This is a genomic window from Ferrimonas balearica, assembly GCF_019802085.1.
Lineage (GTDB): Bacteria > Pseudomonadota > Gammaproteobacteria > Enterobacterales > Shewanellaceae > Ferrimonas > Ferrimonas balearica_B.
Window position 1 is genome coordinate 1,304,375 of record NZ_JAHVHV010000001.1, and the last position, 26,932, is coordinate 1,331,306.

The following is a 26,932-nucleotide window of genomic DNA, read 5'->3' on the forward strand; positions in this document are numbered from 1 at the left end:
GCCAGAAAAACAAAAAGTGCCCACAAGGGGCACTTTTTAGGCAACCGACTTCGCCGGGAGGCGTCAGACGGTGCTGTTGGCGGAGATCTGAACCCGGCTGGTCTGCTTGACCTCCTCCATCACCACGTAGGTGCGCGTGTCCTTCACCGCCGGCAGTTTAAGCAGCGTCTCGGAGAGCAAACGTCGGTAGGCGGTCATGTCGCTGACCCGGGTCTTCAGCAGGTAATCGAAATCACCGGAGACCAGGTGACACTCCTGCACGTCTTCGAGCTCCATCACGGCGCGATTGAACTGGTCAAACACTTCCGGAGTGTCGCGGTTGAGGGAGATCTCCACATACACCAGCAGGGAGGCGCCGAGGTAGTGGGGATTGACCTGTGCGGTGTAGCCGAGAATGAAACCTTGGCGTTCCAAGCGCTTAACACGCTCGAGGCAGGGAGTGGGGCTCAGACCCACTCGCTTGGACAGCTCCACGTTGGAGATCCGGCCATCACGCTGCAGTTCATTTAGGATGTTGCGGTCGATTCTATCAAGTTCTTTTAACGGCTTTTTCTTGTTATATGCCATGAATACTTCCTTAGTTCCCATCTAACGCGGGATATTGTCCTGTGTGCACCCGAATAAATTGAGAGAAATGCTCCCGACGGCAGAATATACTAACTCAGCGACTTAGGCCAAGTAATTTATCGCGAAAATATTAACAGCAAAGCAATCCAACAATAACCCCAATAAGAGGACGGAGAAGCATGATCATCGGTGTACCCAAGGAAATTAAGAATCACGAATACCGGGTGGGCATGGTGCCCGCCAGCGTACGTGAGCTGACCAGCCGCGGTCACGACGTGCTGGTTCAGACCCAAGCGGGCATCGGAATTGGTTGTACCGATCAGGATTACATCGACGCTGGGGCCAAAATTCTGCCCAGCGCCGAGGCGGTCTTCGCGGAAGCGGAGATGATCGTCAAAGTCAAAGAGCCCCAGGCCGTAGAACGTGCCATGCTGCGCCCGGAGCAGATCCTCTTTACCTACCTGCACCTGGCCCCCGACGCGCCCCAGACTGAAGATCTGGTGAACAGCGGTGCCGTCTGCATCGCCTACGAGACCGTCACCGACGGCCGTGGCGGCCTGCCCCTGCTGGCCCCCATGTCCGAAGTGGCCGGCCGCATGTCCATCCAGGCCGGTGCCCAGGCGCTGGAGAAGTCCAACCAGGGTCGCGGCATGCTGCTGGGCGGCGTACCCGGCGTTGAGCCGGCCAAAGTCGTGGTGATCGGCGGTGGCATGGTGGGTCGTAACGCCGCACTGATGGCCGTTGGTCTGGGGGCCGACGTCACCATTCTGGACCGCAACGTCAACGTGCTGCGCGATCTGAACAACCAGTTCGAGAACCGCGCCAAGGTGGTTTACTCCACCGCCGAGGCCCTGGAGAAGCACGTTCTGGAAGCGGATCTGGTGATCGGCGGTGTTCTGATCCCCGGTGCTGCGGCGCCCAAGCTGGTGACCCGTGAGCACATCGCCCAGATGAAGCCCGGTGCCGCCATCGTGGACGTGGCCATCGACCAGGGTGGCTGTGTGGAGACCTCCAAGCCCACCACCCACCAGGATCCCGTCTACATCGTTGACGACGTGGTGCACTACTGTGTGGCCAACATGCCCGGCGCCGTGCCGCGCACCTCCACCTTCGCCCTGAACAACGCCACCCTGCCCTACATCATCGCCCTGGCGGAAAAAGGGTACGCTAAGGCGCTGCTGGACGACGCCCACCTGATGAACGGTCTGAACGTCATTGGCGGCAAGATCACCTGTCTGGAAGTGGCCGAAGCCCTGGGTTACCAGTACCACGATCCCCGTGAGCTGGTGAAAGCCTGATTGAGGCAATCGGGTCTATCGATATAACGGGGGCATCAGCCCCCGTTTCTTTTAGCTGCCCTTTTTCTTACAATCGCCGCACAGCGATAATGACTCGGAGAGTTTGATGAGTGACGTAAAGCATTGCCAGCTGTTGGTCCTGGGTTCTGGCCCCGCCGGTTACACCGCCGCGGTATACGCGGCGCGGGCGAACCTGAACCCGGTCCTGATCACCGGCATGCAGCAGGGAGGCCAACTCACCACCACCACCGAGGTGGAGAACTGGCCTGGCGATCCGGAAGGCCTGACTGGCCCCGGACTGATGGAGCGCATGAAAGCCCACGCCGAGCGCTTCGAAACCGAGATTGTGTTTGATCACATCAACGAGGTGGATCTCAAGTCCCGCCCCTTCCGCCTCAAAGGCGACAACGGCGAGTACACCTGTGATGCGCTGATCATCTCCACCGGTGCCAGCGCCAAGTACCTGGGCCTGGAGTCGGAAACCGCCTTCCAGGGTCGCGGGGTCTCCGCCTGTGCCACCTGTGACGGTTTCTTCTACCGCAACAAGCCGGTGGCCGTCGTGGGCGGGGGCAACACCGCCGTGGAGGAGGCCCTCTACCTCTCCAACATCGCCTCCGAAGTGCACCTGGTGCACCGTCGCGACAGCTTCCGCGCGGAGAAGATCCTGGTCAAGCGCCTGATGGACAAGGTGGAGAATGGCAACATCGTGCTCCACACCGACCGCACCCTGGATGAAGTGCTGGGGGATCCCATGGGCGTCACCGGTGCCCGCATCAAGGACACCCGCTCCGACGCCACCGAAGAGCTCAAGGTCGACGGCGTATTCATCGCCATTGGCCACCAGCCCAACACCGGGATCTTCGAAGGTCAGCTGGAGATGAAGGACGGTTACATCCTGGTCGAGAGCGGCCTGGAGGGCAACGCCACCGCCACCTCGGTGCCCGGCGTCTTTGCCGCTGGCGATGTGATGGATCATAACTACCGTCAGGCCATCACCTCCGCCGGGACCGGCTGCATGGCCGCCCTGGATGCAGAACGCTTCCTCGACGCCCAGTAACGCACGCGTTACCTCGTCCACAATGGGGCCTTCGGGCCCCATTTTTAACAAAGAGCCCATGGACAAAGACACCCAACGTCACCTCACCACCTGGCTGAAATCCGCGGCCCACAGCGGTCGTCGCTGGCAGCGCCTGGCCACCCTGGCCGGGTTTATCAATGGCCTTTTGATCATCGCTCAGGCCTGGCTGATGGCCGGGATCCTGCACGGCCTGATCATCGAGTCCCATCCCCTAAGCCACTTTACCGATCAGCTGCTCATCCTGGTGCTGGTTTTCCCCGCCCGAGGACTGAGCCTCTATCTCAAGGAGATGGCCGGATTCGAAGCCGGCGCGGCGGTACGTCAAAAACTGCGTCAAGGCCTGCTGGACAAGCTCGGCCGCCTTGGGCCCGCCCACGTGCAGCAGCAACCCACCGGCACCTGGAGCGCCATGCTGCTCGAGCAGGTGGAGAGCCTGCAGGAGTTTTACGCCAAGTACCTGCCCCAGATGATGCTGGTGGGGCTTATTCCCGCCGCCATCCTGGTGGTGGTGTTCCCCATCAACTGGGCCGCCGGTCTGATCTTCGTCATTACCGCCCCACTGACGGTGCTCTTTATGGTGGTGGTGGGCATGGGCGCCGCCGACGCCAATAAGCGCAACTTCCTCGCCCTGGCTCGGCTCTCCGGTCAGTTTCTCGACCGCCTGCGGGGCATGAGCACCATCCGTCAATTCGACCGGGTGGACGCCGAGGTCGATCGCATGGCCATGGCCTCCGAGCAGTTTCGTCGCCGTACCATGGAGGTGCTGCGCATGGCCTTCCTCTCCTCGGCGGTACTGGAGTTTTTCGCCTCGGTGTCCATCGCTGTGGTGGCGGTCTACTTCGGTTTCTCCTACCTCGGAGAGCTCAACTTTGGCCACTACGGTCTGGGCGTCACCCTGCTGACCGGTCTGCTGGTATTGATGCTGGCCCCGGAGTTTTTCCAGCCGTTTCGGGATCTGGGGGCCTACTACCACGCCAAGGCGCAGGCCCTGGGGGCCGCCGAGTCACTGATGCGCTTTATGGCCCAGCCCGAGCCGGACAGCGCAGCCCAGAGTCAATTGCAAGATGAGAGAGGCGTTCGAATCGAGGCGACCGACCTGGTGATCACCACCGCCGAGGGCCTGGCGCTGACCGCCCCGGTCAGCTTCGTGGTGGCACCGGGCGAGACCCTGACCGTTGCCGGCGTGACCGGCAGTGGCAAGACCTCCCTGATGCAAGGGCTGATGGGCTTTTTGCCTTACCAGGGCAGCCTGAAGGTTAACGGCGTTGAGCTGGCCGCCCTGCCCCGCCCCGACTGGCTGACCCAGTTGACCTGGCTGGGGCAAAACCCGGTGCTTATCCACGGCAGCGTGGCCGAAAACCTGCGCCTGGCCGCCCCCGAGGCCACCGACGAGGCCCTGTGGGACGCACTGGAGCAGGCCCACGCCGCGGAGTTTGTCCGGCGCCTGCCCGGCCAGTTGGCCTACGGCGTCGGCGATCGCGCCGGCGGGCTGTCGGTGGGCCAGGCCCAGCGGCTGGCCCTGGCCCGGGCCCTGCTCAAACCCTCACCGCTGCTGCTGCTGGATGAGCCCAGCGCCAGCCTCGACCGCGACTCGGAGCGCTGGGTCGACCAGGCCCTCGAGAGGGCCCGTCAGGGCCGCACCACGGTGATGATCAGTCACCGCCCCGAGCAACTGGCCAAGGGCGACCAGCAGCTGACCATGCTGGCGCGCCAACAAGGAGACCAAGATGGGTGATCTCAAGCCGTTTCTCGCCCTCTACCGTCAGCACTGGACCCGGCTGAGCCTCGGCGTCCTGCTGGCGGTGCTGACCCTGATCGCCAGCATTGGCCTGCTTTCGCTCTCCGGCTGGTTCCTCGCCGCCAGCGCGGTGGCGGGACTGGTGATCAGCCGCAGCGCCGAGTTCAACTACATGATGCCCGCCGGCGGGGTGCGCTTCTTGTCGGTCAGCCGCACCGCCGCCCGTTGGGCCGAGCGCGTGGTGAGCCACGACGCCACCTTCCGCTTGCTGGCCACCCTGCGCACCTGGTTCTTCCAACGCCTGGCGCCCCTGGGCCCGGCGGACCTCAAGGACCTGCGCGACGCCGACCTGCTTAACCGCATGGTGGCGGACATCGACGCCCTGGATCACCTCTACCTGCGCTTGATCACGCCGGTACTGGCCGGGGCCCTGGCGATCCTGGCGCTGACCGCCCTTATCGGCCTGTTCGATCTGCGCCTGGCCCTGATCCTCGGTGGTGTGCTCACCGCGTTGCTGGTGGCCTTTCCGCTGCTGTTTTACCGTCTGGGCCAGGGCCCTGGGGCCGGCCTGGCCCGGGGCATGGGCCGGGTTCGCCTGGCCCTGGCCGATCTGCTGGACGCCAACAGCGAACTGGCGGTATTTGGCGCCACACAACGTCAGCGTCAGCGCCTGAGCGACGAGGAGCAGCGCCTGGTGGCCAGCCAGCGGCAGATGGCCCGCCTCACCGGCCTGTCCCAGGCGCTCATCACCACACTCAACGGTTGGGTGCTGCTGCTGATGTTGACCCTGGCGTGGCAGCAGATGGGGGCGGCGACCCCGCCGGGCCCCCTGCTGGCGCTGCTGGTGTTCGCCACCCTGGCCAGCTTCGAAGCCCTGGCCCCGGTGGCCAACGCCTTCCAGCACCTGGCCCACACCCTGGAGTCCGCCCGCCGCCTGAACCCCATCCTTCAGATGACCCCCCAGGTGGCTTACGGCGAGCGCGATGCTGAGGCGCAGTTCGCAGGACTCGAGGTACGCAACCTGAGCTTCCGCTACCCCGGTGGCCTGGACCCGGTGCTGACCGACCTCAACCTGTCCATCGCTCCCGGTGAAAAGCTGGCAATCCTGGGCAAAACCGGCTGCGGCAAGTCCACGTTGCTGGATCTCATTACCCGTCAGTACCCGTTGGCCCAGGGGGAGATCCGGTTGGACGACGTGCCCCTCGAGCAGTACAGTCACGGTGCTCTGCGAGCCCAGATCTGCCACATCAGTCAGCGGGTGCACGTGTTCAGCGACACCCTGGCCAACAACCTGCGACTGGCCAACCCTGAGGCCAGTGACGATCAGCTGGTCGACGCGCTGGAGCAGGTCGAGCTGTCGGGGCTGCTCAGTGGTCAGGGGTTGTCCCAGTGGCTGGGGGAAGGCGGGCGTCAGCTCTCCGGCGGTGAACGACGCCGACTGGGCCTGGCCCGTGCCCTGCTCCATCCGGCGCCCCTGCTGCTGCTGGACGAGCCCACCGAAGGGCTGGACGAGGGTACGGAGCGGCGGGTGCTAGCGGCAATATTGGCCCACCGCCCCGAGCGCAGCCTGCTGTACATCACCCACCGGCGCGCCGCGCTGAGTCAGATGGACCGGGTGCTGACCATGGACGGCGGCAAGCTGGTCGCCACCCACTAGGGGAAAAACTCAGGGGCCCAAACGGGCCCCTGAATTCACATCGCCTTGTCGACCCGCACCTGCCCTCCGGAGAGGTACACCAGCCGGACCTCGTCGCCGGCACGGAACACCATGCCGGGATCGTAATCCTGGATCACCATCAAACGCTCATCGCTCTCCGCCAGGATCATCATCTCCACGATGCGATACTGGCGCACCTGCTGGGCTGAGGCGGAGCGGTTGGCCAGGCCGGCACCGGCCAGGGCGCCGAGGACGGTGGCCACGTCCTGGCCACTGCCGCCACCGAACTGGTTGCCGATGACGCCACCGATCAGTGCGCCTCCGAACACCTTCCAGCCGCGGTTGCGATCCTCAATGAGTTCCTCCTTGGTGATCTCCCGGACCGACTCCACGGCACCGTAGACCACCTTCTCCACCGGCACCGCCTGGTTGCGGTTGTAGTTTGCACCGGCATTGGCCGCTAAAATAAACCCAAGCAGCATCAGGGACAGTCGTTTTCTCAACATCGCATTTCCGTTACTTTGAACAGATGCCTTTACTATACGCCCAAACATGGTGAATGCCGTAAGCTATCTCAACCAGCAGGCCCAGTGGTTTCCCCCTGCCCATCAAGCCCTCGAGGACCCCAATGGCCTGCTCGCCATTGGCGGTGATCTCAGCCAAAGCCGACTGCTCTGCGCCTACCGAAACGGGATCTTCCCCTGGTTCAATCCCGGGGATCCCATCCTCTGGTGGAGCCCGGACCCTCGGGCGGTGTTCGACGTTAGCCAGATGCGACCGGCGCGCAGCCTTAAAAAAGCGGTGCGCCAGGGCAGTTGGCACTTCAGTGTGAACCAGGCGTTCGACGAGGTGATCACCGCCTGTGCCGCCCCCCGCGCCGATCAGGAGGGCACCTGGATTGGACCGGAGATGCAGCAGGCCTACCGAGACCTGCACCGCAGCGGCCACGCCCACTCCATCGAAGTGTGGGATAACGACACCCTGATAGGCGGCCTCTACGGCCTGGCCATCGGCGGCGTGTTCTGTGGCGAGTCGATGTTTCATCGGCGCAGCAACGCCTCCAAGGCGGCGTTCTGGGCCCTCTCTGAGGTGCTCAGAGGCTATGGTGCGGCGTTGATAGACGCCCAGGTGCCCAACGATCACCTGATGCGTCTGGGCGCCACACTGTTGGAACGCCCGGCTTTCCTGGCCCGTCTGGGCCAGTTGCGGGACAAACCGGTGCCCGCGTCCGCCTGGCAGCCCCGACAGGGAGCCTTCGATGTCTGATGTCCGCCACCTGAACCTGGGCCTCAGCCAGAGCTTTCCCTGCAGCTACCTGGCGGATCAAAACGAGCAGCTGCTGATCAACCGCGATCCCATCGATGCCTTGCAGTTCGAACAGCTGCTGGCCCTGGGCTTTCGCCGCTCCGGTGCCCAAGTCTACCGCCCCCACTGCCAACAGTGCGAGGCCTGTGTCCCAGTGCGGGTACCGGTGGCCCGCTTTGTCCCCTCCCGATCGCAAAAGCGCCTGCTGGCCAAGACCGAGGCCCTGACCTGGCGGGCCACCACCCGCCCCACCGCCGCGCAGCAGGCCCTCTACCTGGAGTACATCTGCCAGCGCCACAGCGATGGGCCCATGTACCCGCCGTCGCTCGATCAGTTTGAGCGCTTCTTGGTGTGCGACTGGCTGGATCAGCTGTTCCTGGAGGGGTGGCTGGATGAGGAGCTGGTGGTGGTGGCGGTGACGGATCTGCTGCCCCACGCCCTGTCCGCCACCTACACCTTTTTCCAGCCGGAACAGGCGGCGCTCTCCCTGGGCACCCGGGCGGTGCTGGCCCAGATCGGCCTGGCTCAGCAGCTGGGTCGGGACTATCTATACTTGGGCTACCAAATCGACGATTGCGCCAAGATGGCCTACAAAACCCGCTTTCGCCCCATCGAGCATCTGCAGGGGCATCGATGGCTGGATTGGCCGGGCTGACACCTTTACAGCGATGTGCTTTTGCGGCATGATACGCCGGATTTTTTCTAAGACTTAACGGGATGATTTGCTAGATGGCAAAAGAAGACAGCATTGAGATGCAGGGCACGGTTCTGGAAACCCTGCCCAACACCATGTTCCGAGTGGAACTGGAGAACGGTCACGTGGTTACCGCCCACATCTCCGGCAAAATGCGCAAGCACTACATTCGCATTCTGACCGGCGACACCGTGACCGTTGCGCTGACCCCCTACGATCTGACCAAGGGTCGCATCGTTTTCCGCGCTCGCTGATCCTGTCATCCCCAAAAAGCCCGGCATATGCCGGGCTTTTTGCGTTTCTCAGCTGGTCACTGCCGTGACCGCCTCGGGGTACTTGAACTCCAGCCCCTCGTCGGTGGCGTCCACCACCACGCTGCCCCCTTTCTGCAGCTGACCGAACAGGATCTCGTTGGCCAGGGGCTTCTTGATCTCCTCCTGCACCACCCGGGCCATGGGACGGGCGCCCATGTCGCGGTCGTATCCCTTCTCCGCCAGCCAGACCCGGGCGTCCTCGGTGACCGTCATGCAGACACCGCGACCGTCCAACTGGGCCTGCAGCTCGGTGAGGAACTTGTCCACCACCTTGGCAATGACCTGCATGTCCAGGTGATTGAACCAGATGATGGAGTCCAGGCGGTTGCGAAACTCCGGGGTGAAGACCCGGTTGATCTCGCCCAGGGCGTCGTGGCTGTGGTCCTGCTGCTTAAAGCCGATGGACTTGCGCACCGTCTCCTGAACCCCGGCGTTGGTGGTCATCACCAGGATGACGTTGCGAAAATCCGCCTTGCGACCGTTGTTGTCGGTCAGGGTGCCGTGATCCATCACCTGCAGCAGCAGGTTGTAGACGTCCTGGTGGGCCTTCTCAATCTCATCCAGCAGTACCACCGAGTGGGGGTGCTTGAGCACCGCGTCGGTCAGCAGACCGCCCTGATCGAAGCCCACGTAACCGGGAGGCGCGCCCACCAAACGGCTGACGCTGTGGCGCTCCATGTACTCGGACATGTCGAAGCGAATCAGCTCCACCCCCAACTGGCGGGCCAGTTGCTGGGTGACCTCGGTTTTACCCACCCCGGTGGGGCCGGCAAAGAGGAAGTTGCCCACCGGGCGCCCCTCGTTGCCCAGGCCCGAGCGGGACAGGCGGATGGCGGCGGTCAGGGCGTCGATGGCGGGATCTTGACCGAACACCACCATCTTGAGGTTGCGATCCAGGTTCTCCAGCACCTCTTTGTCGGTGGCAGACACCGACTTCGGCGGGATGCGGGCGATCTTGGCAACGATGGCCTCGATGTCCGATACCGAGATGGTTTTCTTGCGCTTGGAGACCGGCAGCATCGCCATGCGGGCCCCCGCCTCGTCGATGACGTCGATGGCCTTGTCCGGCAGGTGACGCTCGTTGATGTGCTTGGCGGAGAGGCTGGAGGCGGCGCTCAGGGCCGACTGGGTGTAGCGCACCTGGTGGTGCTCCTCGTAGCGGCTCTTCAGCCCCTGCAGAATTTGGGTGGTTTCGGCCACAGTGGGCTCCACCACGTCGATCTTCTGGAAGCGGCGGGCCAGGGCACGATCTTTCTCGAAGATCCCCTGGTACTCCTGGTAGGTGGTCGAACCGATGCAGCGCATCCGGCCGCTGGAGAGCAGCGGTTTCAGCAGGTTGGAGGCGTCCATCATCCCACCACTGGCGGCGCCGGCCCCGATGATGGTGTGGATCTCATCAATAAAGAGGATCGCCTGCTCGTCCCGCTGCAGCTGTTTGAGCACGGATTTGAAGCGCTTCTCGAAGTCACCCCGGTACTTGGTGCCCGCCAGCAGCGCGCCCATGTCCAGGCTGTAGATGGTGCAGCCGCGCATCACCTCGGGCACGTCATCCTGGGTGATGCGGTAAGCCAGGCCCTCGGCAATGGCGGTTTTACCCACCCCGGCCTCGCCCACCAGCAGCGGGTTGTTCTTGCGGCGGCGGCACAGCACCTGGATGGTGCGCTCCAGCTCCTGGTCCCGGCCAATGAGGGGATCGATGCGGCCGCTGCTGGCCAGCTTGTTGAGGTTGGTGGCGAAGTTTTCCAGCTTCTCGCCGCCCTCCTCCTCTTTCTCGGTCAGCGGCGCGTCATTGCTGTCGCTGCTGCTGCCGAAATGATCGTCCGGCTGAGAGTCGCGCTTTACCACTCCGTGGGCGATGAAGTTGACCACATCCAAGCGGGACACGTCGGATTTGCGCAGCAGGTAGACCGCCTGGGACTCCTGCTCACTGAAGATGGCCACCAGGACGTTGGCACCGGATACCTCGTTGCGACCGCTGCTCTGTACGTGGAACACCGCCCGCTGCAACACCCGCTGAAAACCCAGGGTCGGCTGGGTCTCCCGGTCGCTGTCGTCTTCCGGGATCAAGGGGGTGGTTTGTTCGATAAAGACCGACACCTCCTGGCGCAGGTTCTCCACCTTGGCACCGCAGGCTTCCAGCGCCTCCCGGGCCGAGGGATTTTCCAGTAGCGCCAACAGCAGATGCTCCACCGTCATGAACTCGTGACGGCTGCGGCGGGCCTGTTGAAAGGCGTTGTTCAGAGTGATTTCCAGGTCTTTATTCAGCATGTGCGCTCCCCATTACCCCTAGAGTCATGCATCAGGCTTTTTCCGTCGAGCAGAGCAAGGGGTGCTCGTGCTCCCGGGCATAGCGATTCACCTGCGCGGCCTTGGTTTCAGCGACATCGTGAGTAAACACCCCACAAACGCCCTTCCCCTGATAATGAACAGTCAGCATCACCTCGGTCGCCTGCTCGTGGGTCAGGGTGAAAAACTTGGTTAACACCTCAACCACGAACTCCATCGGCGTATAGTCGTCATTGTTCAGGACAACCTTGTACAGCGGAGGCGGCTCCACCGCCTGGCTCTGCTTCTCATGCTCTACGACATGATCCAGTTCGGTGTGTCTGCTCATAGTAAAAGCTTAGTCACTCCATTTCGATGTTGCAGTCAGGCAACTTAGCGTTTACCTCTTGACTACGTTGTTATCTTTTTGTTAATTGGTAAGTGTCAGCGCTCGAACGCTGCCACTCTCCAGTGCTTACTCTCGTTATATGGGCAGCGGAGAGTGATTACAAGATCATTTGGGAAGGACTCAAAAAGAAGGAAGTCGAGGTATGGCTCAAGGAACGGTGAAGTGGTTCAACAATGCGAAAGGTTTCGGGTTCATCTGCCCTGAGGGCGGTGGCGAGGATGTCTTCGCGCATTATTCAACCATTGAGATGGACGGCTATCGCACGTTAAAAGCGGGCCAGGTCGTGGAGTTTGAGATGGAAGCAGGCCCCAAGGGGATGCACGCCTCCAACATCCAACCCGTCAACAAGTGATTGACTGCCTCCTTCGGGCAAGAAGTTCACAAAAAAGCAGACCTTCGGGTCTGCTTTTTTTTTGTGCCTTTCACACTCACATGTTGTGGATCACCGCATCGCCAAACTCGGAGCAGCTGAGTAGGGTCGCGCCCTCCATCAGGCGATCAAAGTCGTAGGTAACCGTCTTGGCGGCGATCGCCCCCTCCATGCCACGGATCACCAGGTCCGCCGCTTCGGTCCAACCCAGGTGGCGCAGCATCATCTCCCCTGAGAGGATGAGTGAGCCCGGGTTCACCTTGTCCAGACCGGCGTACTTGGGCGCGGTACCGTGGGTGGCTTCAAACAGCGCCACACCATCGCCGATGTTGGCCCCCGGGGCGATGCCGATGCCGCCCACCTGGGCCGCCAGGGCATCGGAGATGTAATCGCCGTTGAGGTTCATGGTGGCGATGACGTCGTATTCCGCCGGGCGCAACAGGATCTGCTGCAGGAAGGCGTCGGCGATCACGTCCTTGATGACGATGGTTTTGCCGGTGTTGGGGTTGGTCAACTGACACCAGGGGCCGCCATCGAGCAGCTCGGCGCCAAACTCCCGCTGGGCAAGCTCGTACCCGAAGTCCTTAAAAGCCCCTTCGGTAAACTTCATGATGTTGCCCTTGTGCACCAGGGTCACCGAGTCGCGATCGTTATCGATGGCGTACTGGATGGCGGCCCGGACCAGTCGTTCGGTGCCGGCCTTGGAGATGGGCTTGATGCCGATGCCGCACTGTTCGGTAAAGCGGATCTTGGTGGCGCCCATCTGCTCGGTCAAAAAAGCGATCACCTTGTCGGCCTCGGCGGTGCCCGCCTGCCACTCCACCCCGGCGTAGATGTCTTCGCTGTTTTCGCGGAAGATCACCATGTCGGTCAGCTCCGGCTGCTTGAGCGGGCTGGGGGTGCCCTGGTAGTAGCGCACCGGACGCAGGCAGACATAGAGATCGAGCTCCTGGCGCAGGGCCACGTTCAGCGAGCGGATCCCCCCGCCCACCGGCGTGGTCAGCGGCCCCTTGATCGCCACCTTGTAGTCCTTCACCGCCTGCAGGGTCTCCTCCGGCAGCCAGGTGTCGGCACCGTAGACCTGGGTGGACTTCTCGCCACAGTAGATCTCCATCCACTGGATCTTGCGCTGGCCGCCATAGGCTTTCTCCACGGCGGCGTCGAGCACCTTACGCATGGGCGGGGTAACGTCCACACCGATGCCATCCCCCTCGATAAAGGGGATGATGGGCTGGTCCGGCACCACCAGGGCACCGCCGTCGGCGACCTGGATGACCTCTCCTTCGGTGGGGGCGTGGATCTTCGATTCCATGTTCGACTCCTTGTATCCGGCTGTCAGTGTTGGTGTCTGTTTTTTCGACGCCAAGAATAGATTACCGGGCTTTGCCTTTTCCCGCCAGATACAAAAAAACCGCCGAAATTCGGCGGTTTAGCTATCGATTTACGACCAAAGTTTAAGCCGGCTCGGACACCTGGAAGCGCTCTTCGAGGCTGCCGGTGAAGGCCGAAAGCGCCTGGTTGAAGCTGACGCTGGGGCGCATCGCCTGGCTGACCAGGGCCAGATCCGGGTGGTAATAGCCCCCCAGTTCCACCGCCACGCCTTGAGCGGCGTTGAGCTCAGCTACGATGCTCGCCTCCTGCTCGGTCAGGGCTTCGGCCAGGGGCGCGAACTGGGCCTGCAACTCGGCATCCTCGGTCTGGGCGGCCATCACTTGGGACCAGTAGAGCGCCAGGTAGAAGTGGCTGCCCCGGTTGTCCAGCTCGTTAACCTTGCGCGACGGTGACTTGTTGTTCTCCAGGAACAAGCCGTTGGCCACGTTCAGCCCCTCCGCCAGCACCTTGGCCTTGTGGTTGCCGGTCTTGGCCGCCAGGTCCTCCAGGGAGACCGCCAGGGCCAGGAATTCGCCCAGGGAATCCCAGCGCAGGTGGTTCTCCTCGACAAACTGCTGAACGTGCTTGGGCGCGGAACCGCCGGCACCGGTTTCGAACAGGCCGCCGCCGCTGAGCAGGGGCACGATGGAGAGCATCTTGGCGGAGGTGCCCAGCTCCAGGATGGGGAAGAGATCGGTCAGGTAGTCGCGCAGCACGTTACCGGTCACGGAGATGGTGTCCTGCCCCGCCTTGACCCGCTCCAGGGTGAAGGCCATCGCCTCCACCGGCGCCAGGATCTTGATCTCCAGGCCGGTGATGTCGTGACTGGCCAGGTAGGCGTTGACCTTGGTGATGAGGTTGGCGTCGTGGGCACGCTCGGCGTCCAGCCAGAACACCGCGGCGCTGCCGGTGGCCCGGGCGCGGTTCACCGCCAGTTTCACCCAGTCCTTGATGGGGGCGTCCTTGGTCTGGCACATGCGCCAGATGTCACCGGCCTCCACCGCGTGCTGCATCAGCACCTCGCCGGACTGGCTGACCACGCGCACGGTGCCGGCCTTGGCCAGCTTGAAGGTCTTGTCGTGGGAGCCGTACTCCTCGGCCTTTTGGGCCATCAAGCCGACGTTGGCCACGTTGCCCATGGTGGTAGGGTCAAAGGCGCCGTTGGTTTTGCAAAACTCGATGGTGGCCTGGTAGATCCCGGCGTAGCAGCGGTCCGGGATCACCGCCTTGGTGTCCTGCTGCTGATCATCCTTGTTCCACATCTGACCGGAGGCGCGGATCATCGCCGGCATGGAGGCGTCGATGATCACATCGGAGGGCACGTGCAGGTTGGTGATCCCCTTGTAGGAGTTGACCATCGCCAGGTCCGGACCCTGGGCCAGGGCCGCGGTCAGGTCCGCTTCGATGGCCTGACGCTGGGCCTCGGGCAGCTTGCTGATCTTGGCGTAGACGTCACCCAGGCCGTTGCTGGCGTCCACACCCAGCTGCTCGAAGGCGGCGGCGTGCTTGGCAAACACCTCGGCGAAGAAGGTCTCCACGCAGTAGCCGAACATGATGGGGTCGGAGACCTTCATCATGGTGGCTTTCAGGTGCAGGGAGAACAGCAGACCACGCGCCTTGGCATCGGCGATCTGCTCGGCGAAAAACGCTTTGAGGGCCCGGCTGCTCATGCGGGCGGCGTCGATCACCTCACCGGCCTGCAGGGGCGTTTCGGCCTTCAGCAGGGTCACCTCACCCTGCTCGTCCAGCAGCTCGATACGCACGGTGTCGGCCTCGACACTCACGTGGGACTGCTCGCTGCTGTAGAAGTCGCCGTCGGCCATGTGGGCCACGTGGGACTGGGAGTCGGCGGACCAAGCCCCCATGGAGTGGGGGTTGGCCTTAGCGTACTGCTTCACGGCGTCCGCCACCCGGCGATCGGAGTTGCCTTCGCGCAGGACCGGGTTGACCGCACTGCCCAGCACCTTGGCGTAGCGGGCCTGGATGGCACGCTCGGCGTCGTTCTGGGGCTCTTCGGGGTAGTTAGGCACGTCGTAGCCGTGGGCCTGCAGCTCGGCGATGGCCGCTTGCAGCTGGGGAATGGAGGCGGAGATGTTGGGCAGCTTGATGATGTTGGCGTCCGGGGTCTTGGCCAGTTCGCCCAGCTCCGCCAAGGCATCCTCGATGCGCTGGGCGTCGGTCAGGTTTTCCGGGAAGTTGGCGATGATCCGACCGGACAGGGAGATGTCGCGGGTCTCCACCTCGATGTCCGCCGCCCGGGTAAAGGCGTTGACGATGGGGAGCAGAGATTGGGTTGCCAGTGCCGGCGCTTCGTCCGTGTGGGTATAGATTATTTTAGACATGCGGTTGTCCTTGTTATGGTGGGCACGAAAAGTGGCGGGCCCAAGTCTCAAAATCGCGAGCCATGATAGATCAATCACAAAGTGAACGAAACGCCGTTCTGGTCTAACCGCTATACCAATGTGGAAAGTAAAATACCCATATGCATCAACGTAATAGAACCACAGCTGGTCAGGCCAGAAACCCCAAACGGGGTCAAAAAGCGCACAGCAAGGGGCCGCGACGGCCCAAGGGCCCAAGAAAAATCGTCTTGTTTAACAAGCCTTTTGATGTGCTTAGCCAATTTACCGATGAGGGCAATCGCGCCACCCTAAAGAATTTCATTCCAGAGTCTGACGTCTACGCCGCCGGGCGACTCGACCGGGACTCCGAGGGCCTGTTGCTGCTCACCAATGACGGTGCGTTGCAGGCCAAGCTGACCCAACCGGGCCGCAAAACCAGCAAAACCTACTACGTGCAGGTGGAGGGAGAGCCGGACGACGCAGCCCTGGAAGCCCTGCGCCAGGGCGTCGATCTCAAGGACGGCCTCACCCTGCCCGCCAAGGTCAACCGCATCGAGCCTCCCCACTGGCTCTGGCCCCGGGTGCCGCCCATCCGGGAGCGCAAGGCGATCCCCACCTGCTGGCTCAGCATCACCCTGGTGGAGGGGCGCAACCGTCAGGTCCGACGCATGACCGCCCACGTGGGCCACCCCACCCTGCGCCTGATCCGCTACCGCATCGGCAGTTGGACCCTGGATGGCCTGGCCAATGGCCAGTACCGGGTGCTGGAGGATCCCAACGGATGAATCGCCACCGCCCCAACGTCACTGTCGCCTGCGTCATTCAGGCCGGGGACCGCTTCCTTCTGGTAGAGGAAGCGATCGACGGGCAGCTCCGTTTCAATCAACCCGCCGGCCACCTGGAAGCCGGCGAGTCCCTGGCCGCGGCCTGTGCCCGGGAGGTGTTCGAGGAGACCGGTTTGGCGCTCCAGCCGGAGCGCCTGGTGCGGGTGCACCAGTGGGCCGCCCCCTCGGGCACCGAGTTTCTGCGCTTCAGTTTTGGCATTCACCTGACCGAGCCGTTGGCCACCGCCCCCCGGGACCCGCAGATCCTGGCCTGCCACTGGCTGACCCTGGCGCAGATCCGCGCCCTGGGACCGGCCCTTCGCAGCCCCCTGGTGGTCAGTGCCATCGAGGATCATTTGGCCGATTCTGGCGCCCCTTTGTCCTTGTTTGACAACCGCCTGCCCTGATTCGCGCACCCGGGGCAATCGTGATAGAATACGCGCCCCAAATTTCCAATCTCCATGAGTACCAGCGGAAAGCGAATTACGATGTCAGAGAACCGCAACAAGAAGGTGATCGTCGGCATGTCCGGCGGCGTCGATTCCTCAGTGTCAGCCTACCTGCTGCTGCAACAGGGCTACCAGGTGGAAGGCCTGTTCATGAAAAACTGGGAAGAAGACGACACCGACGAATACTGTGCCGCCTCCGAAGACCTGGCCGACGCCCAAGCGGTGTGCGACAAGCTGGGGATCGAACTGCACAGCGTGAACTTTGCGGCCGAATACTGGGACAACGTGTTCGAGTACTTCCTGGCGGAGTACAAGGCCGGGCGCACCCCCAACCCGGACATCATGTGCAACAAGGAGATCAAGTTCAAAGCCTTCCTGGAGTTCGCCGCCGAGGCCCTCGGGGCGGACTACATCGCCACCGGTCACTACGTGCGCCGACGCCAGCGTCAGGACGGCCAGTTCGAGATGTTGCGCGGTCTGGACGGCAACAAGGACCAGAGCTACTTCCTCTACACCCTGGGCCACGAGCACGTGGCGCAAACCCTGTTCCCCGTTGGCGAGCTGGAGAAGCCGGAAGTGCGTCGCATCGCCGAAGCTCAGGACCTGGTCACCGCCGACAAGAAGGACAGCACCGGGATCTGCTTTATCGGTGAGCGCAAGTTCAAAGACTTCCTGGCCAAGTACCTGCCGGCCCAGCCCGGTGACATCGAGACCACCGAGGGTGAGGTGATCGGCCAGCACGACGGTCTGATGTACCACACCCTGGGTCAGCGCAAGGGCCTGCGGATCGGCGGCCTGAAAGACGCCGGCGACGCCCCCTGGTACGTGGTGGACAAGGACTTGGAGCGCAACGTGCTCGTCGTTGGCCAGGGCGCCGACAACCCGCGCCTTTACTCCCAAGGCCTGGTGGCCAACCAACTGCACTGGGTAGACCGCGAAGGGCCGAGCACCAGCGCCAAGCTCACCGTCAAAACCCGCTACCGTCAGCAGGACATCCCCTGCACCGTCACGCCCCTGGCCGATGGCGAGCTGGAGGTGATTTTCGACGAGCCGGTAAGCGCCGTCACCCCGGGCCAGTCCGCGGTGTTCTATCTCAACGAAGTCTGCCTGGGCGGCGGCATCATCGACCGCGTGATTCGCTAACGGAAACCGACAATGAGCCACAACATTCATCAAAGCAACATGGCCTTTGCCGGGATCTGCCTGGCCGTTCACCAGGTGCGGGAGCTGTCCCGCCACGGGCGGGTGGACGACGAACTGCTCGCCTCCACGTTGGAGACGGTGCTGATCACCGATCCGGAGCAGCCCGCCGACGTCTACGCCCACTGCGATCTGCGCCCGGGCTATCAGACCCTCTCCGATCAACTGGGCGACGGCGGCCGCAAAGACGTGGACCTGACCCGCTACGTGGTGGGGATCCTGGCACTGGAGCGCAAACTGGCCAGTAAGCCGGCGGCCCTGTCCATGCTGGCCGAGCGCCTCTCTCAGGTGAAGCGACAACGCCACCATTTCGAGATCACCGACGAGCAGGTGCTCTCCAACATGGCGTCCGTTTACGCCGATGTGATCAGCCCCCTGGGCGCGCGCATTCAGGTGGTGGGTTCCCCCGGCCACCTGCAGCTGCCGATCAACCAATACCGAATTCGTGCCCTACTGCTTGCCGCGATCCGATCCGCGGTGCTCTGGCGCCAACTGGGCGGCAAACGCCGTCAGCTGGTTCTGTCCCGACGCGCCATGGTGAAAGACGCCACGCAAGCACTACAACATCTATAACAATCGACCTCATCAAGGAGCTTACATGGAGCTTTCCAGCCTGAACGCCGTTTCCCCGGTGGATGGCCGCTATGGCAGCAAAACCCAGGAATTGCGCGGGATCTTCAGTGAATTTGGCCTGATCAAATACCGAGTCCAGGTGGAGATCGCCTGGCTCAAGCTGTTGGCCACCTGCCCGGAGATCACCGAGGTGCCCTGCTTCAGCGAAGCCGCCCTGGCGCACCTGGATGCCATCAACGAAAACTTCAGCGAAGCGGACGCCGCTCGGGTCAAAGAGATCGAGCGCACCACCAACCACGACGTGAAGGCGGTGGAGTACTTCTTGAAGGAGCGCATCGCCGACAACGCCGAACTGAACGCCGTGGGCGAGTTTGTGCACTTTGCCTGCACCAGTGAGGACATCAACAACCTGTCCCACGGTCTGATGCTGCACAACGCCCGCGAGCAGGTGATCCTGCCCTACTGCCACCAGCTTATCGACGCCATCAACGACCTGGCCAAGCGCTACGCCACCATCCCCATGATGGCCCGCACCCACGGTCAGCCGGCCTCCCCCAGCACCATGGGCAAGGAGATGGCCAACGTCGCCAAGCGCCTGGAGCGTCAGCTTAAGCAGATCCAACAGGTTGAGCTGCTGGGCAAGATCAACGGCGCCGTGGGCAACTACAACGCCCACCTCTCCGCCTACCCGGCGGTGGACTGGCACCAGCTGTCCGAGCGCTTCGTCACCAGCCTGGGCCTGACCTGGAACCCCTGGACCACCCAGATCGAGCCCCACGACTACATCGCCGAGCTGTTCGACGCCCTGGCCCGCTTCAACACCATCCTGATCGACTTCGACCGGGACATCTGGGGCTACATCGCCCTGGGGCACTTCAAGCAGAAGACCGTGGCCGGGGAGATCGGCTCCTCCACCATGCCCCACAAGGTCAACCCCATCGACTTCGAGAACTCCGAAGGCAACCTGGGTCTGGCCAACGCCCTGTTCCAGCACCTGGCGGCCAAGCTGCCCATCTCCCGCTGGCAGCGTGACCTCACCGACTCCACCGTGCTGCGCAACCTGGGCGTCGGCGTGGGCTACAGCCTCATTGGCTACCAGTCCACCCTCAAGGGGATCTCCAAGCTGGAGGTGAACGAGCAGAGCCTGGCGGACGAGTTGGACAGCAACTGGGAGCTGCTGGCCGAGCCAATCCAGACCGTGATGCGCCGCTACGGCATCGAGAAGCCCTACGAGAAGCTCAAGGAGCTGACCCGGGGCAAGCGCGTCAACCAGCAGATCATGGCTGAGTTCATCGACGGCCTGGCCCTGCCGGACGAGGTCAAGGCCGAGCTCAAGCAGCTCACCCCCGCCGGGTACACCGGCTACGCCGCCCAGTTTATGGAGCAGCTGTAAAATCGCCAACGCGCCGCCCTCGGGCGGCGCTTTTTTTATGGAGCCGGCGATGCCCTACCGACTCAATCTTGATACCGACGATTTCCTACAACGTTACTGGCAACGCACGCCGGTGGTGATCCGCCAAGCCCTGCCGGGCTTTGCCGATCCCCTGTCACCGGATGAGTTGGCCGGCCTGGCCCTGGAGGAGAACGTCGCCAGTCGGGTGATCCTCCGAAAGGACGACCAGTGGCAGGCCCAACCCGGGCCGCCCGAGGATTACGCCGCGCTGGGAGAGCAGGACTGGCAGCTGCTGGTGCAGGCGGTGAACCACCACCACGGGCCCGCCCAGGCGCTGTGCGATGCCTTTCGCTTCCTGCCGGACTGGCGGTTCGACGACCTGATGGCTTCCTTCGCCGTGCCCGGCGGGGGCGTAGGCCCCCACATCGACAACTACGACGTGTTTATCCTCCAGGGGGAGGGGCGTCGACGCTGGCAGGTAGGCCAACGGGGTGAGCACCGGCCTCGGCCCGGCAGTGAAGGCCTGGCCCTGGTGGCGGATTTTGACCCCATCATCGACGTGGAGCTGGCCCCCGGGGATCTGCTCTACATCCCTCCCGGTTACCCCCATTGTGGTCAGACCCTGACCCCCTCCCTCTCCTACTCACTGGGGTACCGCGCCCCCAGTCAGCAGGAGCTGCTGAGCGCCCTGGCGGACCACCTGCTGGACACCGGCGACGGCCAGCGGCGCTTCACCTCGCAGCAGGAGCCAGCCGAGCCGGCCCGGGTCAGCCTGGCCCATCAGCAGGGGATGGCCCAGCTGCTCACAACGCTCTTTGACCAGGGCGAGGCCTGGCAGCAGGCCCTTGGGTTGACCCTGAGCCAGAACCGCTTTGAGCTGGATCTCTGGCCCTCTGACGAGCCGCTGACCCCCACCGAACTGTCCCAGTGCCACCAGCAGGGGCATTCCCTGGTGCGTTTGGGGGGCCTTAAGGTGTTGCAGCTGGAGGGTCTGGCGCCCGAGCAGCTGTTTCTCGACGGCCAGCGCTGGGTGCTGCCACAAGGACTGGGCGCGACGGCCACGCTCCTGGCCCGTCAGCGGCGGCTCAGCGCCGAGCAGTGGGCCCCCCTGGTGGCGGCCTGCCCCGAGGCGCTGTGCCACTGGCTAAACCAGGGCTACTGGCAGTTGGAGACCTAAAAAAAGCCGCCCCAGGGCGGCTTTTTTATATTCGTATTAACGACTCAGGCGGTGGCGCTCATCTCGCCCCACAGTCGGTCGTCCTGGTGCATCTTGCCCAGACCTTCGGCGCGGCCGATCAGCAGTCGTGCCAGCTCCTGCTGGGTGGTGTCGTCGCTGCGCAGCAGGTTTTCCGCCTTGAGCTGCCAGGCCAGGGCGAAGTGGCGAACCACCTCACGGGCGTCGGGTGCGCTGCCGTCCGGGGTCAGGTCCGTCGGCAGATCGCCGGTCAGCACCCAGTACTGACGCTTACGGGGGCCATTCTCCTCGATCTTCCAGATAGCCACCAGCGGCGGCAGGTGGCGACACTCCTTCACGATCACCTTACCGGGCAAAATCCCCTTCTCCGCCATAAACTTGTTCGCTTTCTGAAACTGCTCGCGCACCCAGGCCGCTTGTTGTTCTTCTACCTTTGCCTGTTCCGTCATTTTTCCTTCCTGGCGAAATGTGATGGTGATCAAACTGCGCAAAATGTTCATTACGTTAACGTAAATGTCAAGATGCGTTTCCAGTTCCCTTACCGGGCCCCACTGCTCGGATTTGGTGGAGCCGGGCCTCACTGGTAAGGTGCCCCCATAATCACAACGAATGGGCCAAAGTACAAGGCCCTCACTGGCACGGAGTAAGCAAGGTGGCACTGTTTTCACACCCCTCTTTTGACCATCACGAGCAGGTGATGTTCGTCCACGATGAAGCTTCCGGTCTGAAGGCGATCATCGCCGTTCACGACACCACCCTGGGTCCGGCCGTTGGCGGTTGCCGCATGTGGCCCTACGCCTCCGAAGAAGAAGCGATCAACGATGTGCTGCGTCTGTCCCGTGGCATGACCTACAAGAACGCCCTGGCCGGACTGGAGTTCGGTGGCGGCAAGTCCGTGATCATCGGCGATCCCAAGAGCGACAAGTCCGAAGCGCTGTTCCGCGCTTTCGGCCGCTTCGTCGACTCCCTCGGTGGCCGCTACTACTCCGCCGAAGACGTGGGGATCACCACCGCGGACATCATGCTCGCTCACCAGGAAACCCCCTACATGGCGGGCCTGGAAGGCAAGAGCGGCGATCCCTCCCCTTACACCGCCCTGGGTACCTACCTGGGGATCAAGGCGGCGGTCAAGCACCAGCGCAACATCGACGCCCTCAAAGGCATCAAGGTCGCCGTTCAGGGCCTGGGGCACGTGGGCTTTCACCTGTGCCGTCACCTGCACGAAGCCGGTGCCAAACTGGTGGTCTGTGATCTGAGCGAGACCCAGCTGCAGCGCGCCCAGGAGGAGTTCGGTGCCGAGGTGGTGGCTCTGGATGAGATCTACCGTCAGGACGTGGACGTCTACGCCCCCTGTGCCCTGGGCGCCACCATCAACGACGACACCCTGCCCCAGCTCAAGGCCACCATCGTCGCCGGCTGCGCCAACAACCAGCTGGCCGAGCCGCGCCACGGTGAGATCCTCAAAGAGAAAGGGATCCTCTACGCCCCGGATTACGTCATCAACGCCGGCGGCATCATCAACGTCTCCTTCGAGCGGGATTACAACCCGGACAAGGCGGAAGCCAAGGTGCGTAAGATCTACGACACCCTGCTGACCATCTTCACCGAGGCGGACAGCAGCGGCAAAACCACCGCCGTGGTGGCCGACGAGATGGCCCGCGCCATCATCGAAAACGCCAAAGGCTAAGCGCGACTCGCGCCATCAAAAAGGGGCCTTCCGGCCCCTTTTTCTATTCCAGCTCCACCGACAGACTCTTGGGTTTGCTGACCAGCACCAAGGGGGTTTCGCCGCCGCTGTCCTTGCGCGCCACGTACACCACCCAGTGATCCACATTCGGGGTGTCCCAGTCGTAGTAGTAACCCACCGCAATCTCATCCTGCTCCTGGTAGAGGGGGTGCTCCCCCAGCAGATGACGGCGATGGCCAAAGGAGTCTTTGAACGCCTCCCACATCGCTTCAGGATCGCCAATGCCGCCGGCCACCGCTTCAATCTGGTTGGCCATGCCGATGCCGTAGCGTTTATCCAGGGGGTATCCGGCGTTCACCACCCGGGCATTGGCGCCGCCCTCCCCCATGTGACTGACGTGTCGCCGCTCGGCCATCTCGCGGGCCTTTTGCTGCGCCACCCAGGCCAACAGACCATCGCATTTGAGGCTGAGCCGCTGCTGATCCGGGTCTTCGATAATAAGCCGCGCCAAGGCTCGGGCCTTGGGGTGAAAGCCGCACTCTACGGGGACCGCACTTTGGGTCAGTGCGGCCGCCGTCAGCAGGTAGATTGCCATCGTCATCGTTCGGTCCTTCTAATAGATGCGCCCTGTGCCTAAGGTGCCACAGCCCCCCCGACGCCGCAAAGCGGATGCATTTGGGGCCGCCAAGGGGTATCCTAGGCGGCTGCGATTCAGGCGAGTTTAAGAGAGCACCATGCCGGCATTACCGATCCCAGACCACGAGATGCTCAAAGCGTGGCTGGAGCAGTATCAGATCGAATACTACCTCTGCAACAGCTGTGAAGGGCTGCACCTGCCCCAGCTGCAAGACGTTAACGGCATCTACGACGCCAAGGTGGAGATCGAGGGCGACTTCCTCTACTGCTCCGCCTCCATCGAGCTGCGGCCCACCGGCGTCATGCCCGCCCATGCGGAGCTGGGTCGTTGGAACAGCGAGTTCCCCACCCTCAAGATCTTCATCGAGATGGTGGACGACACCCTGCCCCGGCTGGTGCTGTGCCACAACCTGGCGCTGCGCCCCGGCGTGGAGGAGGCTCAGTTTATCTACTTCGTTCGGGATTGCATCGAGCAGATGGAACAGGCGGCGAAAGAGGTGAAACAGCTGGGGGTGATCTACTTCCCCGAGGACGCCAACGATAAGCCCACCGAGGCCACCCTGGTGCACTAAAAAAAAACGCCGGCAGATGCCGGCGTTTTTACAGTCAAGAAAAGATCAATGCACTGAGGGCGACGATCATCGACAGGCTGCCAACGGTGGCGCCCAAGGCGAACTTCAGATCTTTGTTCACTGGTGTATCTCCAAATCTAACGAATTGGCTGTCCCCGCCAGTAGAGTAGGGATTGTGGCCATCAAGCACTATGCTCAACCGGTGGAAATGGGAGCGGGATCACACTTGTTTCGCCCCTCATCCGCTACGCATTCGCCCCCCGAATTGGCGGGGGTAAAAGTGTCGTAAACAGGGCTCCACAACTCTGCTAGTATTGGCCACCAAGCTGTTTTGCAAAGGTTATTTACCATGTCACAAGTACTGCACACCATGCTCCGCGTAGGCGACCTGGATCGCGCCATCCAGTTTTACACCGACGTACTGGGAATGCGCCTGCTGCGCCAGTCCACCAACGAAGAGTACAAGTACACCCTGGCCTTTGTCGGCTACGGCGAGGAGCAGGATGGCCACGCGGTGATCGAGCTGACCTTCAACTGGGGCGTGGACAGCTACGAACAGGGCACCGCCTTCGGGCACATCGCCCTGGGGTTTGAAAACATCTACGACGCCTGCGACAAGATCCGTGCCGCCGGTGGCAAAATCAGCCGCGAGCCCGGTCCGGTGCTGGGGGGCTCCACCCACATCGCCTTCGTGGAAGACCCGGACGGCTACAAGATTGAGCTGATCCAGCGCAGTCAGGCCGGTCAGGGCGTCGGCGCCTGACCCTTGGGGCGTACAGAGCGCCCCGGCTCGTTGTTATGACACTGCTGGTTATTACCCTCTTTCTGGCCCTGGTGATGGTCACCGGCGAGCTTATCGCCCTGCCCGCCTACCTGGCGGTCAGCCTCATTACCCTGCTGGCCTTTGGCCTGGATAAGCGCCGGGCGTTGACCCAGGGTTGGCGCCTGCCGGAGCGACTGCTTCATATTCTGGCTCTGATGGGGGGCTGGCCCGGCGCCCTGGTGGGGATCCGCCAGTTTCGCCACAAGACCCAGAAAAAGGCCTTCCTCTGGGTGCTCTTCGCCATCGTCGCCGTGCACTACCTGGTGTGGGGCACCCTGGCCTGGCAGCGCATAAGCGGCGCCTGAGTCACGAAGGCCGACAAAAAAAGCCAGCCCCTGGGGCTGGCTTTTATAATGGCGCACGGCGTTACTCCGGCCGGGTCAGGCCAAAGTGCTGGTAGGCCCGGTCTGTGGCCATCCGCCCCCGGGGGGTGCGCTGCAGGAAACCCTGCTGAATCAGATAGGGCTCCAGCACATCCTCGATGGTTTCCCGCTCTTCGCCGATGGCCGCCGCCAGGTTCTCCAGCCCCACCGGGCCGCCGGCAAACTTGTCGATAATGCTGGTCAGCAGCTTGCGGTCCAGGTAGTCGAACCCTTCGCTGTCCACGTCCAGCAGATCCAGGGCCTGGGCCGCCACCTCGGCGGTGATCACCCCGTCGAATTTCACCTCGGCAAAATCCCGCACCCGTCGCAAAAGGCGGTTGGCGATCCGCGGGGTGCCGCGGCTGCGCCGGGCGATCTCCCCGGCCCCCGCCGGCTCCATCTCCAGTCCCAGCACCTCGGCGCTGCGCTGAACGATGTGGGTCAGATCCCGAACGTTGTAAAACTCCAGGCGCAAGGGAATGCCGAAGCGCGCCCGTAGGGGCGAGGTCAGAGCCCCGGCCCGGGTGGTGGCCCCAATCAGGGTGAAGGGAGGCAAGTCCAGCTTGATGGAGCGGGCCGCCGGGCCCTCACCAATCATGATGTCCAGTTGGTAATCCTCCATCGCCGGGTAGAGCACCTCCTCCACCACGGGGCTAAGGCGATGGATCTCGTCGATAAAGAGCACGTCGTGGGGTTCGAGGTTGGTCAACAGCGCCGCCAGATCACCGGCTTTCTCCAGCACCGGGCCGGAGGTGGATTTGATGTTCACCCCCATCTCGTTGGCGACGATGTTGGCCAGGGTGGTCTTGCCCAGCCCTGGCGGGCCGAAGATCAGCAGGTGATCCAGCGCTTCGCCCCGGTTGCGGGCGGCCTGGACGAACACCTCCAACTGGGCCTTGGCTTCGGCCTGGCCGGTGTAGTCGGTGAGCATCTTGGGCCGCATCGCCCGATCGATCACCTCCTCTTCCCGGCTCTCCACCGGGGCCGCCACCAGGCGGTCCGCTTCAATCATCTCGCTCTCCTCAGAGCATCGCCTTCAGGGCGTCTTTAATCAGCTGTTCGGAGCTCATGCCGGGGGCGGCCACCTTGGCCACCACCTTGCTGGCCGCCGGCGCCTTGTAGCCCAGAGCCACCAGGGCCGCGATGGCGTCCTCCTCCGGATCCGGTACCGTCACCAGGGTCTGCTCCACCGGGTTGGTACCCGCCAGGCGATCGGCATAGGGGGTCAGCAGTGGGCCACCGAAGTTCTTGAGGCGATCCCGCATCTCCACCACCAGACGCTCGGCGGTTTTCTTGCCCACCCCGGGCAGCTTGGTCAGGCCGGCGATGTTCTCCGCCTGCACCGCATCGACAAACTGCTCGGCGGACATGCCGGAGAGGATCGCCAGGGCCATCTTGGGGCCGACGCCGTTGGTCTTGATGAGCTCCCGAAACAGCGCCCGCTCCTCCTTGGAGGCAAAACCGTAGAGCAACTGGGCGTCCTCACGGACCACGAAGTGGGTGAAGATCACCGCTTCATTGCCCGCTTCCGGTAACTGGTAGAAGCTGGTCATCGGCAGTTGAACCTCGTAGCCCACACCGCCGCACTCCAGCACCACTTCCGGTGCGGTTTTCTCCACCAGCATTCCTCGAAGGCGTCCAATCACGGTTCCTCTCCCCTAAACAGTGGGCCCTTGGGCCCTTAAGACAGCGTCCGTTGGAAACACTGTCGATATTTACAGTATGTGGGTGATCCTATCGGTTTTTTCCGGCCTCGTCATCCACTAAGGTGAGCCGGGTGTGACGGCGGTACGTACCCTAGGGCAACACC

The 26,932-nt window shown here is 63.0% G+C and carries 28 protein-coding genes; 18 read left to right on the top strand and 10 right to left on the bottom strand.

The window, feature by feature from the left end:
- Positions 1-63: 63 nt before the first annotated feature.
- Positions 64-567 (bottom strand): leucine-responsive transcriptional regulator Lrp, encoded by a 504-nt coding sequence (gene lrp / locus KUV81_RS06030; protein ID WP_222542930.1) that lies wholly within the window; start codon positions 565-567, stop codon positions 64-66.
- A gap of 179 nt (positions 568-746) precedes the next feature.
- On the opposite strand from lrp, the gene ald reads away from it, so the two are divergent.
- The 4 genes from ald to cydC all read left to right on the top strand — a co-directional run bounded on the left by ald (position 747) and on the right by cydC (position 6,338).
- Positions 747-1,865, top strand: a complete 1,119-nt coding sequence (ald, locus tag KUV81_RS06035) for an alanine dehydrogenase (protein ID WP_222542931.1) — start codon at positions 747-749, stop codon at positions 1,863-1,865.
- 106 nt (positions 1,866-1,971) lie between these two features.
- Positions 1,972-2,922 (top strand): thioredoxin-disulfide reductase, encoded by a 951-nt coding sequence (trxB, locus tag KUV81_RS06040; RefSeq protein ID WP_222542932.1) that lies wholly within the window; start codon positions 1,972-1,974, stop codon positions 2,920-2,922.
- Between the two features lie 58 nt (positions 2,923-2,980).
- The gene (gene cydD / locus KUV81_RS06045; RefSeq protein ID WP_222542933.1) at positions 2,981-4,678 is read left to right on the top strand and encodes a heme ABC transporter permease/ATP-binding protein CydD; all 1,698 of its coding nucleotides are present in this window, start codon (positions 2,981-2,983) and stop codon (positions 4,676-4,678) included.
- A complete protein-coding gene (cydC, locus tag KUV81_RS06050) occupies positions 4,671-6,338 on the top strand; it encodes a heme ABC transporter ATP-binding protein/permease CydC (protein WP_222542934.1) in 1,668 nt (555 codons plus the stop codon). Before cydD ends, cydC begins: the two co-directional genes overlap by 8 nt.
- Before the next feature lie 35 nt (positions 6,339-6,373).
- On the opposite strand, the gene KUV81_RS06055 is transcribed toward cydC, so the two are convergent.
- On the bottom strand, positions 6,374-6,820 hold the full coding sequence (locus tag KUV81_RS06055) for a glycine zipper 2TM domain-containing protein (protein ID WP_409995562.1): 447 nt from the start codon (positions 6,818-6,820) through the stop codon (positions 6,374-6,376).
- A gap of 73 nt (positions 6,821-6,893) precedes the next feature.
- Here KUV81_RS06055 and aat point away from each other — a divergent pair, with 73 nt between their 5' ends.
- The 3 genes from aat (at position 6,894) to infA (ending at position 8,591) form a co-directional block, all read left to right on the top strand.
- Positions 6,894-7,604 (top strand): leucyl/phenylalanyl-tRNA--protein transferase, encoded by a 711-nt coding sequence (gene aat, locus KUV81_RS06060; protein WP_222543358.1) that lies wholly within the window; start codon positions 6,894-6,896, stop codon positions 7,602-7,604.
- Complete coding sequence (locus tag KUV81_RS06065; protein WP_222542936.1) at positions 7,597-8,298, top strand: arginyltransferase; 702 nt, start codon at positions 7,597-7,599, stop codon at positions 8,296-8,298. The genes aat and KUV81_RS06065 overlap by 8 nt, the downstream gene beginning before the upstream one ends.
- A gap of 74 nt (positions 8,299-8,372) precedes the next feature.
- Positions 8,373-8,591 carry a translation initiation factor IF-1 gene (gene infA, locus KUV81_RS06070; protein WP_222542937.1) on the top strand — a complete coding sequence of 73 codons (219 nt, stop codon included), beginning with the start codon at positions 8,373-8,375 and terminating at the stop codon, positions 8,589-8,591.
- Positions 8,592-8,639: 48 nt separating this feature from the next.
- Here the strand turns inward: infA and clpA are convergent, their stop codons facing one another.
- Positions 8,640-10,919 carry an ATP-dependent Clp protease ATP-binding subunit ClpA gene (gene clpA / locus KUV81_RS06075; RefSeq protein WP_222542938.1) on the bottom strand — a complete coding sequence of 760 codons (2,280 nt, stop codon included), beginning with the start codon at positions 10,917-10,919 and terminating at the stop codon, positions 8,640-8,642.
- Between the two features lie 31 nt (positions 10,920-10,950).
- Positions 10,951-11,265, bottom strand: a complete 315-nt coding sequence (gene clpS / locus KUV81_RS06080; RefSeq protein WP_222542939.1) for an ATP-dependent Clp protease adapter ClpS — start codon at positions 11,263-11,265, stop codon at positions 10,951-10,953.
- A 202-nt stretch (positions 11,266-11,467) separates the two neighbouring features.
- On the opposite strand from clpS, the gene cspD reads away from it, so the two are divergent.
- A complete protein-coding gene (gene cspD, locus KUV81_RS06085; protein WP_222542940.1) occupies positions 11,468-11,677 on the top strand; it encodes a cold shock domain-containing protein CspD in 210 nt (69 codons plus the stop codon).
- Positions 11,678-11,753: 76 nt separating this feature from the next.
- Here the strand turns inward: cspD and icd are convergent, their stop codons facing one another.
- Both icd and KUV81_RS06095 read right to left on the bottom strand, forming a co-directional pair.
- Complete coding sequence (gene icd, locus KUV81_RS06090) at positions 11,754-13,007, bottom strand: NADP-dependent isocitrate dehydrogenase (protein WP_222542941.1); 1,254 nt, start codon at positions 13,005-13,007, stop codon at positions 11,754-11,756.
- 142 nt (positions 13,008-13,149) lie between these two features.
- Positions 13,150-15,408: an NADP-dependent isocitrate dehydrogenase gene (locus KUV81_RS06095; protein ID WP_222542942.1), complete on the bottom strand. Its 2,259-nt coding sequence runs from the start codon at positions 15,406-15,408 to the stop codon at positions 13,150-13,152.
- 140 nt (positions 15,409-15,548) lie between these two features.
- Here KUV81_RS06095 and rluE point away from each other — a divergent pair, with 140 nt between their 5' ends.
- From rluE to KUV81_RS06125, 6 genes are all read left to right on the top strand, one after another.
- A complete protein-coding gene (gene rluE, locus KUV81_RS06100) occupies positions 15,549-16,193 on the top strand; it encodes a 23S rRNA pseudouridine(2457) synthase RluE (RefSeq protein WP_222542943.1) in 645 nt (214 codons plus the stop codon).
- A complete protein-coding gene (locus tag KUV81_RS06105; protein ID WP_222542944.1) occupies positions 16,190-16,639 on the top strand; it encodes an NUDIX hydrolase in 450 nt (149 codons plus the stop codon). The genes rluE and KUV81_RS06105 overlap by 4 nt, the downstream gene beginning before the upstream one ends.
- Positions 16,640-16,720: 81 nt before the next feature.
- A complete protein-coding gene (gene mnmA / locus KUV81_RS06110) occupies positions 16,721-17,824 on the top strand; it encodes a tRNA 2-thiouridine(34) synthase MnmA (protein WP_222542945.1) in 1,104 nt (367 codons plus the stop codon).
- Between the two features lie 12 nt (positions 17,825-17,836).
- On the top strand, positions 17,837-18,454 hold the full coding sequence (hflD, locus tag KUV81_RS06115) for a high frequency lysogenization protein HflD (protein ID WP_222542946.1): 618 nt from the start codon (positions 17,837-17,839) through the stop codon (positions 18,452-18,454).
- Between the two features lie 25 nt (positions 18,455-18,479).
- Positions 18,480-19,847, top strand: a complete 1,368-nt coding sequence (gene purB, locus KUV81_RS06120) for an adenylosuccinate lyase (protein WP_222542947.1) — start codon at positions 18,480-18,482, stop codon at positions 19,845-19,847.
- Positions 19,848-19,896: 49 nt separating this feature from the next.
- On the top strand, positions 19,897-21,024 hold the full coding sequence (locus KUV81_RS06125; RefSeq protein ID WP_222542948.1) for a cupin domain-containing protein: 1,128 nt from the start codon (positions 19,897-19,899) through the stop codon (positions 21,022-21,024).
- Positions 21,025-21,068: 44 nt separating this feature from the next.
- Here KUV81_RS06125 and KUV81_RS06130 read toward each other — a convergent pair whose 3' ends face one another.
- Positions 21,069-21,491 (bottom strand): DUF4826 family protein, encoded by a 423-nt coding sequence (locus tag KUV81_RS06130; RefSeq protein ID WP_222542949.1) that lies wholly within the window; start codon positions 21,489-21,491, stop codon positions 21,069-21,071.
- A 203-nt stretch (positions 21,492-21,694) separates the two neighbouring features.
- Here KUV81_RS06130 and KUV81_RS06135 point away from each other — a divergent pair, with 203 nt between their 5' ends.
- Positions 21,695-22,729 carry a Glu/Leu/Phe/Val dehydrogenase dimerization domain-containing protein gene (locus KUV81_RS06135; RefSeq protein WP_222542950.1) on the top strand — a complete coding sequence of 345 codons (1,035 nt, stop codon included), beginning with the start codon at positions 21,695-21,697 and terminating at the stop codon, positions 22,727-22,729.
- Between the two features lie 43 nt (positions 22,730-22,772).
- On the opposite strand, the gene KUV81_RS06140 is transcribed toward KUV81_RS06135, so the two are convergent.
- Positions 22,773-23,330 (bottom strand): CAP domain-containing protein, encoded by a 558-nt coding sequence (locus KUV81_RS06140; RefSeq protein ID WP_222542951.1) that lies wholly within the window; start codon positions 23,328-23,330, stop codon positions 22,773-22,775.
- 133 nt (positions 23,331-23,463) lie between these two features.
- Here KUV81_RS06140 and KUV81_RS06145 point away from each other — a divergent pair, with 133 nt between their 5' ends.
- The 3 genes from KUV81_RS06145 to KUV81_RS06155 all read left to right on the top strand — a co-directional run bounded on the left by KUV81_RS06145 (position 23,464) and on the right by KUV81_RS06155 (position 25,065).
- A complete protein-coding gene (locus KUV81_RS06145; RefSeq protein WP_222542952.1) occupies positions 23,464-23,937 on the top strand; it encodes a YbjN domain-containing protein in 474 nt (157 codons plus the stop codon).
- Between the two features lie 349 nt (positions 23,938-24,286).
- The gene (gene gloA / locus KUV81_RS06150; RefSeq protein ID WP_222542953.1) at positions 24,287-24,700 is read left to right on the top strand and encodes a lactoylglutathione lyase; all 414 of its coding nucleotides are present in this window, start codon (positions 24,287-24,289) and stop codon (positions 24,698-24,700) included.
- Between the two features lie 35 nt (positions 24,701-24,735).
- Positions 24,736-25,065, top strand: coding sequence for a DUF1294 domain-containing protein (locus tag KUV81_RS06155; RefSeq protein WP_222542954.1), 330 nt, complete (start codon positions 24,736-24,738; stop codon positions 25,063-25,065).
- 61 nt (positions 25,066-25,126) lie between these two features.
- Here the strand turns inward: KUV81_RS06155 and ruvB are convergent, their stop codons facing one another.
- Positions 25,127-26,134 carry a Holliday junction branch migration DNA helicase RuvB gene (ruvB, locus tag KUV81_RS06160; RefSeq protein ID WP_222542955.1) on the bottom strand — a complete coding sequence of 336 codons (1,008 nt, stop codon included), beginning with the start codon at positions 26,132-26,134 and terminating at the stop codon, positions 25,127-25,129.
- A 10-nt stretch (positions 26,135-26,144) separates the two neighbouring features.
- Positions 26,145-26,768, bottom strand: coding sequence for a Holliday junction branch migration protein RuvA (gene ruvA, locus KUV81_RS06165; protein WP_222542956.1), 624 nt, complete (start codon positions 26,766-26,768; stop codon positions 26,145-26,147).
- Between the last annotated feature and the right edge of the window lie 164 nt (positions 26,769-26,932).